This is a genomic window from Paenibacillus endophyticus (assembly GCF_014192395.1).
Taxonomy (GTDB): Bacteria; Bacillota; Bacilli; order Paenibacillales; family Paenibacillaceae; genus Pristimantibacillus; species Pristimantibacillus endophyticus.
In genome coordinates, this window is sequence record NZ_JACHXW010000002.1 from 67,489 (window position 1) to 84,668 (window position 17,180).

13 protein-coding genes are annotated in these 17,180 nt (G+C 48.4%); all 13 read right to left on the minus strand.

From position 1 onward, the window contains the following. Positions 1 to 23: 23 nt before the first annotated feature. Positions 24 to 1,097: a cyanuric acid amidohydrolase gene (gene atzD, locus FHS16_RS02965; protein ID WP_183558701.1), complete on the minus strand. Its 1,074-nt coding sequence runs from the start codon at positions 1,095 to 1,097 to the stop codon at positions 24 to 26. Further along, complete coding sequence (locus FHS16_RS02970; protein ID WP_183558704.1) at positions 1,094 to 1,846, minus strand: ABC transporter permease; 753 nt, start codon at positions 1,844 to 1,846, stop codon at positions 1,094 to 1,096. The genes atzD and FHS16_RS02970 overlap by 4 nt, the downstream gene beginning before the upstream one ends. After that, the gene (locus FHS16_RS02975; RefSeq protein WP_183558707.1) at positions 1,843 to 2,667 is read right to left on the minus strand and encodes an ABC transporter ATP-binding protein; all 825 of its coding nucleotides are present in this window, start codon (positions 2,665 to 2,667) and stop codon (positions 1,843 to 1,845) included. The genes FHS16_RS02970 and FHS16_RS02975 overlap by 4 nt, the downstream gene beginning before the upstream one ends. Positions 2,668 to 2,678: 11 nt before the next feature. Further along, positions 2,679 to 3,686 (minus strand): ABC transporter substrate-binding protein, encoded by a 1,008-nt coding sequence (locus tag FHS16_RS02980; RefSeq protein ID WP_183558710.1) that lies wholly within the window; start codon positions 3,684 to 3,686, stop codon positions 2,679 to 2,681. A 71-nt stretch (positions 3,687 to 3,757) separates the two neighbouring features. After that, positions 3,758 to 4,441: a biuret amidohydrolase gene (gene biuH, locus FHS16_RS02985; RefSeq protein WP_183558713.1), complete on the minus strand. Its 684-nt coding sequence runs from the start codon at positions 4,439 to 4,441 to the stop codon at positions 3,758 to 3,760. A gap of 539 nt (positions 4,442 to 4,980) precedes the next feature. Then, positions 4,981 to 7,359, minus strand: a complete 2,379-nt coding sequence (locus FHS16_RS02990; protein WP_183558716.1) for a glycoside hydrolase family 95 protein — start codon at positions 7,357 to 7,359, stop codon at positions 4,981 to 4,983. A 123-nt stretch (positions 7,360 to 7,482) separates the two neighbouring features. Further along, on the minus strand, positions 7,483 to 9,195 hold the full coding sequence (locus tag FHS16_RS02995) for a right-handed parallel beta-helix repeat-containing protein (protein ID WP_183558719.1): 1,713 nt from the start codon (positions 9,193 to 9,195) through the stop codon (positions 7,483 to 7,485). 79 nt (positions 9,196 to 9,274) lie between these two features. Continuing rightward, positions 9,275 to 10,918, minus strand: a complete 1,644-nt coding sequence (locus tag FHS16_RS03000; protein WP_183558722.1) for a type 2 periplasmic-binding domain-containing protein — start codon at positions 10,916 to 10,918, stop codon at positions 9,275 to 9,277. Between the two features lie 48 nt (positions 10,919 to 10,966). Further along, a complete protein-coding gene (locus tag FHS16_RS03005; protein ID WP_183558725.1) occupies positions 10,967 to 11,863 on the minus strand; it encodes a carbohydrate ABC transporter permease in 897 nt (298 codons plus the stop codon). Then, positions 11,863 to 12,768 (minus strand): ABC transporter permease, encoded by a 906-nt coding sequence (locus FHS16_RS03010; RefSeq protein ID WP_183558728.1) that lies wholly within the window; start codon positions 12,766 to 12,768, stop codon positions 11,863 to 11,865. Before FHS16_RS03010 ends, FHS16_RS03005 begins: the two co-directional genes overlap by 1 nt. Before the next feature lie 190 nt (positions 12,769 to 12,958). After that, positions 12,959 to 14,383 carry a response regulator transcription factor gene (locus FHS16_RS03015; RefSeq protein WP_183558732.1) on the minus strand — a complete coding sequence of 475 codons (1,425 nt, stop codon included), beginning with the start codon at positions 14,381 to 14,383 and terminating at the stop codon, positions 12,959 to 12,961. Beyond that, on the minus strand, positions 14,373 to 16,166 hold the full coding sequence (locus FHS16_RS32390) for a sensor histidine kinase (RefSeq protein WP_183558735.1): 1,794 nt from the start codon (positions 16,164 to 16,166) through the stop codon (positions 14,373 to 14,375). Before FHS16_RS32390 ends, FHS16_RS03015 begins: the two co-directional genes overlap by 11 nt. A 221-nt stretch (positions 16,167 to 16,387) precedes the next feature. Continuing rightward, a complete protein-coding gene (locus tag FHS16_RS03025; protein ID WP_183559638.1) occupies positions 16,388 to 17,086 on the minus strand; it encodes a polysaccharide deacetylase family protein in 699 nt (232 codons plus the stop codon). Positions 17,087 to 17,180 lie beyond the last annotated feature (94 nt).

Here is a 17,180-nt window from a genome sequence, read left to right on the forward strand (position 1 = left end):
GCGATGTGATTGATTACTTGCGTTTATTCTCTGCGTTTAAAAACGACCGCTACCGGCCCGCCTCCCGGCGGACCTTGATGCTCTGCGCCGCCGGATACGTAAATCATCGGATCGCCGCATACCGAAGCGAGTACACCGCCGACAACTGCGCGGGCATGTCTCGTATGGTTAATATCCGAATCATCCAGCATCGTATGGCGATGGCCTCGGATGTAACCGCTTGGATCAGCCTCTGCCTTCGCCAGCACCTGCACCATTTCCGACTCCTGATGCTCGTCCAGCAAACGTGTGAGCGAAGACGCATCGATAGCATCCTTCATCACATCATGAGCGATGAAATAAGGGCCATCCGCATATGCGGAGTTACCGAATACGATAATCTCGCAATACGAGAGCTCGCTGCCCGCGGAGGTTGAAGCTACACGGCTGAACAGCTGCCACGAGCTGCAAATATCCTCGTCCTCCAGCTTCTCGCGGTCAACCTCTCCAAGAGCAATCGCCGCACCGAGTGCTGATGCGCCCCGCGAATAGCCCATCGATTTGTACGTATCTTCCGTTACTGTGCTAGCAGCTCTGTTACGCGCATCATGAACCTGATCAGCCGTTAGCAGCGGGCATTTGATTTGCACAAAATGTACATCCGACGCAGATTCGATTCCCGCTTCCGCAATCGCGCGTCTGACGGCAGCAGCGACCTCATCTACTTGAGCAAGCCGGCCGATCTCTTCCGGAAGAAAATCTGCTGTTTTTGCAACACCGATCGCTAACGATTTACGATCCTGTTTCGCCGCAGCCTGACTATAGGTTCCCTTGCGGCTAATTACCGTAAAGTGAGGACTCAATATGCCTTCGGTTCCGCCCGACATAACATACGATATCGAGGAAGCATTTTCAGTTCGATATTCGGCAAAAAAACTTTTTAACGCGAGCACGGCATAGCCGCGGGTAAAATCGTTCACGCAGCCGTTGCCCTCGGTTTTGCCTAAAACGGCAACGATATCCTGTGGTTCAATCAAGCCCGCTTTAATAGATTTATCAAGTGCCGTTACATCGTTCGGAGAGCGGCTCGGAACGCGAACCACCGTGCATTTCATCATAAGTCATCCGTCCTTTGCCAGAAAATAACTTTCTTCTCTAGTAGGCTGATTGCCCAGAAGAGGACCAATCCGCATAAAGCTGAAGCAATAATGGCAGAGAACATGACTGGCGTATCCATATGATACGATGACACCAATACGACATAGCCGAGACCCTTGTTCGCACCGACGAATTCGCCAACAATGGCGCCGACGATCGCAAGCGACGTTGATATCTTCAGCGCGGAGAACACGTAAGGCAAGCTCGTCGGCAATCGCAGCTTCCAGAATATCTCTGCTTTGGTGCCTTTATAGGTCGAGAACAACTCCCACGCTTCATGCTCGATCGCTTTCAAGCCCTTCACGCTGTTGACGAGAATCGGGAAGAAGCAGATAAGCATCGAGGCTACAACTTTGGAGGAGTAGCCCGTTCCCATCCATACGACTAGGAGCGGAGCAAGCGCGACAAGCGGCGTTGTTTTGAGTGCAATCGCAAGCGGAAATATCCCCTTCTCAATCGGCTTGGAATGTACAAAAATGACGGCGGTAATTAATCCAAGAATGTTAGCAAGCACAAAACCGGTCAAAGCTTCCATCAGCGTGACGAACATATGCGACCATAGCGAGCTGTCTATGACGGCTGCGATATCGGTCGGAGAGGGCAGCAAGTAGATCGGTATATCGAACAGGCGCACCGCAAGCTCCCATATCACTAGAAAACCAATGGCGAATGCTACAGGATACATGGCGTCTTTTATTTTCGTTCTCATAGATGTTTGACCCGCTTTCTTAATTCCTTAACCGTCTGATGGAAAGCCGGAAGCTCCTCCATGCCCACTTCTCTTGGCGACGGCAGCGGAACTGGAATAATATCCTCCACGCCAGCAGGTCTTGGCGACATCATTATGACGCGGTTAGACATCAGCACGGATTCCTGAATCGAGTGGGTTACCATAACAACCGTGCTAAGGCTCGTTTCTGGACTTTCCCATAAGCGCAGCAGCTCGAAGTTAAGCTTCTCTCTCGTGAATTCATCCAATGCTCCAAACGGCTCATCCATTAGCAATACAGTCGGATCAGCAGCAAGCGCCCGTGCGATCGCGATTCTTTGCTGCATGCCCCCGCTTAGCTGATGCGGGAAATGATTCACGAAATCCTGCAGCCCCACTAACCGCAGCGCGCCTTCCGCCTTCTCTTTCGCTTCCTTTTTCGTAAACTTCTTCTCCCCGATTGTAAGCGGCAGGGCAATATTTTGGATCGCGGTCAGCCACGGCATCAAAACGGGCTTTTGGAATACCATGCCAAGCGTTAGGTCCTTTGACGGGTAGACGATCTCTCCTCCGGCATTCGGCTGAAGCAAATCAAGCATCAGGCGGAGCAGCGTCGATTTGCCGCAGCCGCTCGGCCCAAGGATCGAGACAAATTCGTTTTTGTAAATATCAAGCGACACGTTATTCAATACCTGTACATCGCCAAACGAAAGGGAGCAATTTTTTAAAGTAACCGCGATTTCGCTCTTGGAAGAAATGGTCGTAGGTTGTTTCTGCAGCCTTGAAGAATCTTTCCCCAAATCACTGGCCGTTGTTAGCATACAATCACACCCTATTCAATAAATTCGTTTGTAAATACGTCGTCAAGGTTTTGTTCCTTTTTCAAGAAACCAAGATCGATTAGATTTTTTTGCAAAACATCCCATGCGTCAGTTTGCATCTTGCCGAGAGGAAGATTCTCAGGCTCAAGCAATGGAATGCTCGCGTTCATCATGCTGACCTCGTGGTCAAGAGTCAGTTTATCTCCATATTTCAGGCCAAATTCCGCCGCTTCATCCGGGTTCTCAATCGCATAGCTCCATCCTTTCATGGAAGCTTGAACGAAGCTTTTCACCATTTCCGGATCGCGCTTGATAATCGCTTCTGTTGTGAACAAGGTATCCGCATAAAAATTAATATCATAATCACCAGGCTCTATGATGTTGACTTCATGGCCCTGCTCCTGCACAGCAAGCACCTCATTGATTACATAACCTGGCCATGCCTTCACTTGACCGCTGAGCAGCGGGCTCAGGTCATATTTCGCAGGCATCTCTTCCACCTTCGATCCATCTATGCCTGCATTTTTCACCATAGCGCGGTAAGTAAGCTCCTCGTTCCCGCCTAGCTTGACACCGATCTTTTGGCCGACTAGTTCCTCCATTTTCGTAATGCCGGATTCCTTCAGGCTGAACAATACGAAAGGCGTTTTTCTGTAAATGGTTGAAAGTGCCTTCACCGGAACTCCTTTTTCTCTCGCCATCAAGACTTGATCGGCGCCCGTCACCCCGAATTGCTCCGTGCCTGATGCGATCATTTGGACGGATGGGAAATCTGCGCCGCCAGGTCTAATTTCAACATCCAAGCCTGCTTCTTTATAGAAGCCTTTCTCAACCGCCGTGTAGAACCCGGCAAACTGTGCTTGGTGAATCCATTTCAAACGCAAAACGACTTTTTTCAGTTCCCCTGTTTCTCCATTTGCAGCATTCGAGCTCGGTTGATTATTCGATCCGCAAGCGGATAACACGAGTAAACACGCCGACATCACGATCATTAACGACTTTTTAGATAATTTCCACATATGGTTTCCTCCGATGTTGTTGGTTTGTCTATTTCTACTTCTTCTATTTCATTTCTATTGCAGCTGCAAAATTAGCAATTAATAAGTCCTTTTAATACTTCCGCCGAGCTGCTTACGCTTCCGAACACGCCGCCCTGCATTTTCACCATATTAAGCGCCGCATGATGATTCTTCGGGTCCGTAGCTCCCGTGCAATCCTCAAGAATCAAACACTCATATCCTCGGTCATTCGCTTCGCGCATCGTCGTATGCACACAAACATCCGTTGTAATGCCAGTCAAAATTAAGTGGGTAATCCCTTTGTTTTTGAGAATCAAATCCAAATCTGTTGCATAAAAGCTGCCCTTGCCTGGTTTATCTATAATCGATTCGCCTTCGATCGGAGCAAGCTCCTCAATGATCTGCCATCCTGGCTCGCCTCTGACCAAAATACGTCCAGCTGGTCCAAGCGAACCTATTTCTGCGCCGATCTGTTTGCTGCGCCACCGTTTGTTTGCAGGCAAATCGGATAAGTCAGGCTTATGTCCCTCTCTCGTATGAATGACATGAAAGCCTTCAATTTCCCGAATGCGCTGCAGGAGCGCCCGAATGGGCTTGATCGGTTTCGCCGTCAATGACAAGTCATACCCCATCTGCTCCACATACCCGCCTTTGCCGCAGAAATCGATCTGCATATCAATAATGACTAATGCGGTTTTCGAAGGATCGATTGCCCCGTCATAAGGCCAGCTGTAAGGTGTTGCTGTAATTTGCATGCTCCATTCTCCCTTCAAAGCTCATCGGCATATGACTTAGCAAAATTTTTGTGTCACATTACCTTACTTAATATTTTTCGTTTTTCTTCTTGTGTCATATTATATTACAAATAAATCACGATGTCTTTGTGTTTTTCACAAAAAAGTATGAACTAATTTCGTTATTTACACAAAAAGCGATTATGTATGTCATGTTATTTAACACAAAGGTTATAAACTTCACAAATGGAAGCATTTCATCGGTGATTGTTCTCTGTATCCGTTCTCACATGAACGCCCGAAAAGTCTATGTTATAAATCCAGCCATTCCATTGCTTTTTTTCCATAATTTATCGTTCAACACTTCAAAATCTGAATTCAGGATCTGCAGCATACAAAAAAAAGCCATGATCGTCGGTCTGCTAGGACCTTAATCATGGCTATCTACTTCTATAATCTATATTCTATTTCAATATTCTATTTCTACATTCTATTTCTACATTCTATTTCTACATTCTATTTCAATATTCTATTTCTTTATTCTATTTCCATATCCCATCTTAATTTGCGATGATCCGGAAGGCTTGACCAGACTTTGTACGGAATCGAATAACCGCCTCATCGGAACGCCTGCCGTTAATAACAGCTCCGTCCGACGATTCAATTGTCCAGGATGCCTCCGTCCATAATGAGCAGTCCTCGCCGCTCAGCGATAAGAGCTCAGCTTCCGCTAAACGCCCATTTTCCCAGCGAATGCTCACTTCGAATCCGCCGCGCGCCCGCAGCCCCTTGATCACTCCTGAATGCCAGGCTGCCGGAAGAGCCGGAAGCAGCTCCAAGTAAGATTGATGGGATTGCAGAAGCATCTCGGCAATGCCCGCCGTCGCAGCGAAATTTCCGTCAATTTGGAAAGGAGGATGCGCGCCGAATAAATTGCCGTACACGCCGCCATGATCATAGAGCTCCGCCTCGTTCTCCTTTACGAGCCGCAGCGACTGATCCAACAGGCGCAAAGCATGATCCCCGTCGCGGAACCTTGCCCACAACCCCACTTTCCAGCCCAAGCTCCAGCCCGTCCCGTCGTCGCCGCGACGGAGCAGCGATTGTTTGGCTGCTGCATACAGCTCTGGCGTTTCATCCTGCGTAAGCTGTCTGCCGGGATAAATACCGAACAAATGCGAGACATGGCGATGATGCTTGTCCTCATCCGCAAAGTCCTGCGACCACTCCTGCAGCTGACCATAGCTGCCGATTTGCAGCGGAAGCAAGCTAGCTCTCGCAGCCTTCAGCTCCTCTCTGAACGCCTCGTCCGTGACTAGGCTCTCCGAGGCTTCTATGCAGTTCGTAAACAAATCCCAGATTAACGACAAATCCATCGTGGCTGCTTCACTTACTCCGAATAGCTTATCCCCGATTCTAAACTTATGCTCCGGCGAGGTGGAAGGCGACGTAATCAAGCGTCCCTGCCCGTCATCGATCAGCCAATCGAGGCAAAATAAAGCCGCTTCTTTCATAATCGGATAGGCATGGCTGCGCAAATATTCTTCGTCCCTGCCGAATGAGAAATGCTCCCATAAATGCTGAGCTAGCCATATGCCGCCCATTGGCCAATAGGCCCAAACGGGATCGCCGTCCCCATAGTTGCCAACCGGCGCGGTTTGCGCCCATATGTCCGCATTATGATGCGCCGCCCAGCCCCTTGCTCCATAATTCGTGCTCGCTGTAACGGCACCGTTCACCGAAAGCTCCTCGATAAAAGCAAGCAGCGGCTGATGGCATTCGGCCAAATTGCAAGTTTCCGCCGGCCAATAATTCATTTCCGCATTAATATTCAACGTCCAATTGCTGCTCCATGGCGGTCTTGTCGACTCATTCCATATTCCCTGCAGATTCGCGGGCTTCGTCCCTCCGCGCGAGCTCGATATCATCAAGTAACGCCCATAATGAAATAGCAGCTCAACTAAACCCGGATCCTTCGCGCCAAATTCCCTAATTCGTTGGTCTGTCGGCATATCTGTCGGCGCCAAAGCGTCACCGATTCGGAACTCGACCCGATTGAACAGAAAATGATAATCCGAAAGATGCGAAGCTTTCAGCTCCTCATACGATTTCTTAAACCCATTATCGAGCGCAGAGGCAGCTGCAGCTGACGCATCTTTGCCTTGGCTTCCCGGAAGCTGGTCGTATCCGTTAAAGCTGGTTGCTCCACTGAAATAGATGACCACCTCGGTGCCACCATACACATGAAGCCCGTCACCATCCGTTATAACGGTTCCGTCCTTCGACGTGGCGGCGAGCACGCCCTCGAAACGCATAGCTTCCGACTCATCGCCTGAACCGTATACGATAGGATGGTTATCTTTGAAATAGCTGGGAGCGACATGCTCCGGCGCCAATCCTTTCAGAAGGTAGCGCTGCCCGTCCGCTTCCGTGCGGTAACGGAGCGGACTGTCCATTTTCACATGGACATTTAGAACGCCCGGCTCGCTAGCCTCAAGCTTCAACAAAATAAGCTGATCTGGATTGGAAGCGAACAACTCCCTTTTGTAGGCAATCCCGCCAATCTCGTATTCGACAGTAGACAAGCCGTTTTCCAAATCCAGCGTCCGTTGGTAGTTTTCATATTTATTGCCGTGCTCGAAAGTGATATGCATATCGCCGAACGGGAGATATGACTGCGTATATGGCCCCATCATCTGCTTGGTTTCCAGATCCGCTTCCGCATACCGCCCTTCCTTGATCAGCTTGCGCACGCGAGGCAGTGCTTCTTTGGCTTCCGCATTGTTCCAATCCTTCGGATAGCCTGACCATAACGTATCCTCATTAAGTCCAATTCGCTCTTTCTCCACGCCGTCAAAAATCATTGCCCCTAAGCGCCCATTGCCGATAGGAAGCGCTTCCGTCCAAGCGGAAGCCGGTTTCTTGTATTGCAGCTTCATGCTAGCACCTCTCTTTGTTTATCACACAATCTGGTTTGAATCCTATTATGAAGTGAAGCGCTTAATCTAGCAAGAAAAATCTACCGAGCAAACCGCTGCAATAGATTACTGATCATCATTTAGTCAGCCTTCTCTATTCAAGGAATTGCCTTCGAGCACAATAGCTGTGCACGCTTCAAAACGAATGGCATCCTGAAGGGTGTTAAAGGCGCTTTGGTTGCCCTTTACGATAATCTCATTGTTCAAAAATCCAATATTATGCGTACTCTTGGCGGAAAGGACTAATGCGTCAGTCGTTTCGAATCTATTATTTTCGATATGAATGTTGCTATGAACAGGCTGCTCCGCTTGAATCAGCGTATTTTCGGGAGCTACGAACAGAACGGGATGCCGCTCGTTTCCGCAAGCAATAAAATGGTTATCTCGAATGGAGACCTGCTGAACGCGGCCTGATTCATACCAGCTTTCCGCATCATCTGCAATAAAAACGGCGCTCATCGTCATTTTCTCAAATCGGTTGCGGGCGATCACGACTTTGCGTCTCGTCGTAGCCAATATGCCGCGTGTCGGCACTCTTTCAAATTCATTGCCGATGATGCTCACTTCAGGTGTCCATGTCACGTTCTCAACGACATCCTCCGGCTCGATAGCCTCCGGCACGGCCCGTTCCAGCGTAAGCAGCATTTCCCGCGGATTCAACAATACGGCGCTGGCTACTTTGTTGCCATGATAAGCATTCAATGACTTGCCTCTAACAAATTCCACCTCATCCCCAGCAAAAAAAGCTTCAAAGCCGTAGGTCTGATGATGCATAAATCTCACCTTCACTTGATTCTGCGCCGGCTGCCCAACAATGCGAAGATGCGTGCCATGCACGTTGATCGGATCGTCATGTCCTCCGCTGAATCTGCTATCATTCACCTGAATGAGTCCTCGGCAGCCAGAGAAATGGATAAAATCAGCAAAGGCGCTCACCGTACGGCCCGTTTCCTTCCTCGGCCTCATATCCATGCGCTCGAACGTCATATTTTCGCTGAACTGGCAAACAATCCCGAGGCCATGCATGAAATGCATGCCCACGTTCGTGAATCGAACGCCGCTGCTTCTATGAATGAACGCGCCAACCTGATCACGAATGCCGTCGCGCACCTGCAAAATGTTCCCATTCGTCTGAACGGGGCGATCATTCACATGCACCTTCAGCTTCCCTCTGTATATTTCCTCGACTTTGACGGCATGCTCGAATAGATTATCCGTGCGCCATGTACGGTTTTCTTCGAGGTCCAGCTCCTGCATCGGACCTGCTAGGAAACGCCAACCATCCGCTACCCATGCCAGCTTTCCCTCTTCAATCTCGTATCGGTAGGCGGGATGAACCTCAAGGATAAGATGACGCGCACCCGTCTCTAACACGGTCATTTCCACGACGGTTGGCTGCTCATAGTCGACATTGATATTTTGAAAAACGATATGCTCGCATGCATCAACGAGAAACATCGTCTGCTTGCCGTGAAAGACAAACAATGAACCATTCCCCTCTAGCGTAAACTCGCGCATTCCCTTCAAAAAAACGCCAATCGTTTTCGTAACGTCCGGATTTTCTACTTCACTCGTTGTATTTGAAATATAATAGGGCTTTCTCGTCGCCCCGCTCGCGAAGAAATCATACCTGCCTGGCGCGCATTCCAACACGACGGGACCATCTACCCGCGAAGCGGCATGGATGGCAAGCTGCATGGCGGACATCGCATCCTCGCCCGAGTCCGGCATGCCTCCAAAATCGGCGAGCTGTAAAACCGTCTGCCGCTTCCCCTTTGCGCCCTGCTCTTTCGTCATCCTTTTCAGCCTCCTCATGCCTCATGAACGAAGGAAATGCCCTGCCGCTAAGGACAGAACATTCCCTTTGTTATTTCGTTTATTTTTGCTTGGCCATTTCCGCCGTCACTTCCGTGATCGCTTGCTGCAGCCCTTTGCTGTCATAGCCTTTGACGATTTCTCTCCAGGTTTGGACCGGATCGTCCTTGCCTAATATCATCTTCGTGAAATCATCGTCGAAGTTGATTGCCGACAGCTTGTCTTTTGCAGGCGTGGTCATCGTGAAAAATTCGAAGGCGGTTGGCATCGGCTTGGCGTTATCCATTTGCCACTTTATTTCATCTTGAATGAACTGGATCGCTGCATCACCATGCGCCGCTCGATTGGACTCGCTGTCCTCAATTGCGCTCGCATTTCTCCAAGCAGCCATCTGTGAGATGATATCCATCGACGGATACGCTTTTTTCAAATCGATATATTGGCCATTCTCTTCTTTCGCCCGAGTAATGACATATTTGTCGCCATCCTTGGTGTAATCCTTGCCTTCAATGCCATAGTCGAACAGCTCTTTGCCTTCCGCAGACAACAGCCAATCATAGATGCGCAGAATGCGGTCAAGCTTCTTATCATCCACATCCACGTTAATCATCGTCTCCGACCACCACGGGCTGTTCACTTGGCGATAGACCGTGCCGTCTGCGCCAGGCCACAGATGCAATATTTTTACATGGTCAAAAAAACTAAGGCCGGGATTGTTTTTCTCCCATTCCGATTGGATACCTGTCGCGCCTAGAATGCCATCCGTTTTGAACGCGAACGCACCCGCTTTGTTCTGGTAGAACTTCTGGTTGCCCTCTCCCGCTTTCGCTACCGCAAAATCAGGGTCCAGCGTATGATCCTTATACATTTGGCGAGCCTGAACGACCACTTCATCCATTTTCTGCGAAGCATAGAACGGAATCCACTTGCCATCCTCCTCCACCCAGCCCTGATTCCCCATTTGCGGGAAGGTAGGAACGAAGACTGATTTGAAATAACCCAGCGTGTTCATTACGATGCCGGTCGTATCATTTTTGTTATTGCCGTCAGGGTCCTTTTCTACAAACGCTTTCAGCATCGCATTAAATTCTTCGAAGCTTTTCGGATCCGCGATACCCAGCTTCTCCATCCAGTCTTTCCGGACAAAGATCGCACGGTCAACAGCCCATACCGCTTCCGCTTGCTCCAGCGGGAACGTCATGCGAGGAATCGCATACAGCTTGCCGTCCCGGCGAATGCCATCGACGCCTTTCGCTTTGGCAACCTGCTCCACATGCGGATACGCACTCAAATCATCGGGAAGCGCATGAATTAGATCTTGATTTACCCATTCATTATAAGTAGCAGGGCTGTCATTGGTAATGCTGTTCGTAATAATATCCGGAAGCTGACCAGCAGCCGCCCATACTTGCGCTTTCTGCTTGTAGTTGTCCCAGCCGATGTCCATCGGCTTGAAGGTGACATTGAACGTATTCTCCACATGCTGCAAAATATCATCCTTTTGCTGAAAGCCGACGCCAATTCCCCACCAGGATACGGAAATGTCCATATGGTCCTTATACGGGTTATCAGACTCCGCATTTGTTGGCGCTTGTGCGTTATTGCTCGCTTCAGGCACATTATTGGCCGATCCGCAGCCCGATAAAACCGAAATGAATAATGCGGTCAATAACGTGAATGAGGCAGCTTTGCTTGTTTTCTTCATTTTTTCGTTCCCCCTGTACAATTATATAATAAAAGCGCGAAGCTTCTACTACCCTTTGATCGAACCGATCATTACGCCCTTCGTGAAATATTTTTGCAGGAAGGGATACAAGCACACAATCGGCAAAGCGCTAACGACCAGCACCGCCATTTTGAGCATTTCCGGCTGTAAAGCCGAGCTGGACGAGACGACGGAGCTTACGCTGATGCTGGTCAGCAGCTGTTGATAGTTGGTCAGCAGCTCCCTTAGCAGCGCCTGCAGCGGCAGCAAATTGACGTCCGTCATGAACAATACGCCAAACCACCATTCATTCCAGCGATCCACCGCATAAAACAAAGCGATGGTCGCGATCATCGGCTTCGATATCGGCAATATGACCTTGTACAAAATTTGAATCTCATTCGCGCCGTCGATCTTCGCCGATTCCTCCAGCGCGGCCGGCAACGTTCGGAAAAAGGCGATGCAAATCATCATATAGAAAGTATTTACGGCCACTGGAAGAATCATAACGAATAGATTATTGATCAAGCCATAGCTCTTCATCGTCAGATAGAACGGAATGAGTCCGCCATTGAAAAACATCGTGAATAAGATGGCCGACATCACCGCTTTCCGGCCGGGAAATCCACTTTTGGACAGTACGTATGCACCGGTGAGCGTGACCAGCATGTTAATGAACGTTCCTACTACCGTAACAAAGATGGTCACGAGGAACGCATCCAGAAAGCGCGGCTCATGAAAAATATAGCTGTATGCCGAGAAATCAAAAGCCGTCGGAATCAAATAGACGATCTGCTTCGATATGGCCACCGAGTCGCTAAAGGACATCAGCACCACATTATAGAAAGGAAAGATGGTACAGATCGTAAGCAGGATCAAGATCGTATGGATGATCACATCCGGCATGCTAATCTTTTTGCGTCGTTTTACGCTTTGCGCCGCCATTATACCAACCCCTCCCCGCCTAGCCGCTTCACCATAAAGTTAGCGGAGTACAGCAAGACAAAGTTTAGAACCGCTTTAAACAAACCGACAGCGGTCGTAACGCCAAAGCTTAATCCATCGCCAAAGGCGGAGCGGTACAAATACGTATCAATAATATCGCCCGTTTCATACACGCCTGGATTGTAGAGGTTGAACACCTGCTCGAACCCGCCGTTCATCGCATTGCCTACGGCTAGAATCAACAGTATCGCAGCCGTTCCCCTAATCGATGGCCACGTCACCGCCATCAGCTGCTGAAAGCGGTTGGCACCGTCAATGCGAGCCGCTTCGTACAGCTCCGGATTAATGCCAGCGATTGCGGCCAAATAAATGATTGCGCTCCAGCCGATTTCCTTCCACATGCTCGACAAGAACAGAATGGGCCGGAACAATCCCGGATCGGTCATAAACGTCTGCTTATCGAAGCCGAATGACGCGATTATTTGGTTCAACACCCCGGATTCGCTTAAAAAGTTGAACATGATGCCGCTTATGATAACCCACGAAATGAAATGCGGGAACGTATATACGGTCTGGTAAAACTTTTTGAACCTCTCCTTCGTTACCTCGTTGATCAGCAGCGCCAATATGATGGCCGTAGGAAATTCGAATAGGATTCGGCCGCAGCTGATGATGATCGTATTCGTAAACGCTTGCCAGAAATCGCTTTGGTTCACAAGCTCCCGAAAGTTCGCCAATCCTACCCACGGACTGCTCATTATTCCTTCCCTGATGTGATACTCCTTGAATGCGAGCAGCACTCCATACATCGGGACGTACTGAAACAACACATAAAAGAGCAACGTAGGGAGGAGCAAAATATACAAAAAACGATGTTTGTACATTTCCTTCCCTAATACATTCATGTTAGTCAAACCTCCTTGTAAGCGTTGTCACTTTCTTGCTTTATTATCGCCTGACAAGGAAGAAGCGTACATGGACGCATTCTATTCATTCCATCTGCATTTTCAACCTATGGCATAAAAAAAGAAAACCTTCATCGAAAGTTTTCTTGAAATCATCCATACCGATCATAAAAATCGTCCAACTCACCTATCATGATTGCTTCTCACGGTACTGCGTAGGTGTTTTGCCTGTCATTTTTTTGAATATGCGCGTGAAATAAAAATAATCATGGTAGCCGATCTTCTCGGCAATGTCTTGAATGGAGCCAGCTTCGCTATCCAGCAGCTCGCAAGCATAAGCGATTCTCAGCTTCGCCATATGTGCCGTTAACGTTTCGCCTACCTCTTTCTTGAATAATTGGCTTATATAGCTCGGGTTCATGAAAAATTGCTCCGACAAGTCTTGCAGCGAAATGTCCCTGCGGAAATTTAAAGCAACGTAGTGCAAAATGGAGTTAACCGTCGGATTTTTCGTTTCAACAGGCGATGCTCCCGTACTGGTCAAATATTTGGTCAACAGCATTTTCAATTCGCCGAGCATGCTAGAGAGATGATCAAACGACTTAACAAGCTGCTCATAGCTGTACAGCATGCTCTCCGTCTCTCCAAGGCCAAACAAAAAGGATACGGTCATATGATAAACTTTGAGCGCGTGTTTCACCGTTAACGAGTTGTCTGTGAACAAGCCGCCGATCCTGTCCATCGCAAACATCGCCGATTCCAGATTTCTTTCTTGAATCGCATGGCTCACCTGCAAGAGCCATTCATTAAGCTCAGCGCCGCTCTCAGGCTGCACACCGCTGTTCACAGCAACAACCTCGCCGCTTACAAAATATTGATGGGCAAGAACATCCGCATTTTCGATAGCTCGCTTAATCTCTTTCAAATCATCGAACGAATCGCTCATCCCGATACCCAATATCGATTCCGGCCTGTTCCGTTCCCATTCATTCCTCACCGCTGCTGCAAGACGTGCTTGGACCAAATAAGCGGTTTTGGCGGTACCAATTTTCATTCGAGTCATCCCATGCGCCAACATCGGCAGCTCTTCCGGACCTACGGAAATAACAGCAAGCAGCGAGTCCCCGCCTTGCTCCAGCACGCCATCCCTCTCTAATCTATCACGAATTAACCATTCGTTTTCCAAGCTAGGCTCGTCAATGAGATGAATGAGCGACGGCTCGAAAACTGGCTTGGCAGCACGCAATTGTTTGTTCAATCTAGCCAATACACTCGATATTTCGACCTCGTCAAAAGGCTTCAAGCAATAAGCGACCGCTCCCTGGCTGATCGCTTTTTGTGCGTAAGCAAACTCCGCATAGCCGCTTACAATGACAAATTGAACAGGAAAAGGAAACGCTCTGCCTCTTTGGATCAGCTCCAGCCCATTCATCTCCGGCATCCGTATATCGGTAAAAACAACATCCGGCTTAACTTCAGCGATCGCCTCCAAGGCAGCCATTCCGTTATAAGCTTGTCCCACCACCTCAAAACCGTAGCTGCCCCAATCCACTAAATCCTTCAAGCTTTCCACAACCCAGCTTTCATCATCGACTAGAAATACCTTATGCATCATGCTTCTTCCTCTCTGCCATCATAAGCCGCACCTGTGTCCCTTTGCCCTCTTCACTCTCGATTTGGATGCCGTACTCATCTCCGTAAATAAGCTTGATCCGATTATTCACATTGCCAAGTCCGATGCTTTTAACGTTTTCGTCAGCTGCCTGCGCAGAGGAACTCTCAGCCAGCATATCGCGAATTTGGCCCAATCGTTCATCCGACATGCCGACACCATTATCCGAAATAAGAATATGGAGTGCATTTTCTATGTCCACATCCCCTTTCAGCCAAAGCTCTCCGGCCTTTAGCGTCGGTTCGAGCCCATGATAGATTGCGTTCTCTACAAGCGGCTGCAGAATCATTTTGGGAATGCGGTAAGACAATGCTTCCTCCGAAAAATCATAGCGGACAGTGAATCGATCCGCAAACCTGATTTGCTGAATTTGAATAAAAGATTCAACCATCTTGACCTCCTCACGCAGTTGAACGACTTCCGCTCCTTTGATGCTGTACCGAAATATTGCCGATAAGGATCTAGTCATGTGCTTAATTCTCGTCTGCTTCTCGACTACGGCGATACCCGTAATGACCTCTAGCGTATTGTACAAAAAATGGGGGTTGATCTGGCTTTTGAGAAAAGCAAGCTCCGCCTTTTTCTTCTCCAGCTCACTGCCGTACAAGCGGCTGTTCGTCTCCAGCAAGCGCTGGGTCAACTGTTCAATCTCATCGAGCATATGATTGAATTGCGTCGCGAGAACATTTATTTCCATATAGCCGTGCAGCGCAATTCTCTTTTGGAATTCAAACAAGGTTCCGCGCTTGACGTTTGTCATGAACAACATCATTTTTTTGAGCGGCCGCAAAATATTGTTGATAATGAATGTGAACGGTATGGCTAGGACAAGAAGACAAACGCCCAATATCGCAAGCTCTACCTCACGGATCGACCGCAGGTCGCGCAGCAGCTCATCCTTAGGCGCTATGCTTAGAATAACCCCATCGATATCCGGCAGCGGCTCGGTCTGAATCACGTACGGCTTGTTTTTCCATTGCACGGTGTGCTGACCGCCGCTGCTACCTCGAGTAAAGAGACCCTCCGGCAGCACCGTGCCAACCTCATGCTCCGAGTTGCTCGTTATAATCCTCTGGTTGCGGTCCAACAAATAGATTTGCGTACTGGTTTTTTTCATCGCATATTCCTCATCGCCTGCAAGCGCTTTCGGACTAATGATGAAAAAGAGCGTTCCGACATTCGAATTAAATAGCTCTCCGGGCTGCATATACGTAATGGACGTCGCAAATATGAGACCCTCCGCTGACCCATAGGAGCTGCCAAAGGTTTGCATCCCTACATAATAAGCATTAAATTTCGTTTTGGGCAGCTTGCTGACCATCGGAGCAACATAACGGTTGCCGCCATTGATATCGACCCAGCCGCCGTTATTGCCGGAGATGACGATGTCGAGCACGCCATCCTTCAGTTCCTTCTGATTCGTGATCAGCTGACTGAGCTTTTTGAACATCTCATAGCGACGCAACGCGTTTTTCTCAACAAGAAAGCTTTGCACCTCTTCATTGTAAGAGATATTTTGCATAAGCCTATAGACAACGTCTTTATTGGAAATTACGTTTTTCTGAATTTCCGTGACGGTCTGTCTCACATATTCCTCGTGGTTTTTCGTAATCATCCCTGACATCATCGAATACGTATGCAAAATAATAATCAGGATAACGATAATGGATGACGCCGCCAATATTAACAGCTGAGAGCGAATGGATAGTTTTCTTAGAAAGGCCACAGGGCTCATCTCCATCATTTCATAGTAGCCATTGTCGATCATACCGCTAATTATTAACGTTAGGCCAGAACGAGGTCAAGCCCGTTAACAAAAATATTAAAAAGCCTATAAATCGTCCATAACATTGCTAAAAATCGTCTATATGAATAGCCAAAAGAGAGCTCGCGCCAATGAGCTCCCTGCTTTATTCCGCTTATAAACCGCGATATGTATCTGTTCAATTAATAAGCCGGAACCTCGATCATCGTATTCATAAGCTCTGTTACCGTGACGAGAGCATATCCTCGCTTCGTAAGCTCATCCAGTATTTTGTCTAGCGCCATAACGGTCTGCGTCGAACCGGGTATATAATCATGCAATAGCACGATATCCCCATTTCTCGCATGATTAATCACCTTGTTTACAATTTTGTTCACGCCGGGACTTTGCCAGTCGTTCGTATCTTGATGCCAGGACCACATGATCGTCGTATATCCTAGGGATTTGGCTATATCAATCGAACGCTCATTATAGAAGCCTCCAGGCGGTCGAAAGAGCTGAGATTTTTTCCCGGTCAACGATACCAAAGCATTTTCAGTTTTCAAAATTTCTTCCTTCATGGTCGCCTGACTAACCGAACGCTCGAAATAAACATGATTAAACGTGTGGTTTGCTACCTCATGACCTTCTGCGATTTCCCGTTTGATGGTTTCCGGATAACGCTCCACCTTGTTGCCTAGCACAAAAAAAGTCGCCTTGGCATTGTATTTTTTCAACAAATCCAATATCCTTTCCGTTGTAGCCGGATAAGGGCCATCGTCGAAGGTTAACGCTATTTTTTTATCCTTTGTCGGAACCTCCCAAACAATCTCTCCCCTCTGCTCATAGAAAGCGCGGTCTTTTCCTGCAGGCATGCCGAACCCTGCTAGCAATGAAACCATGGGAAGCAATAGCAAAACACGTATCAGCACTAACAATAAATTACCTCCTAGCCATTCAACAAGCTTCACCTGCAAAAAAGAGCTGCTTGCTAAC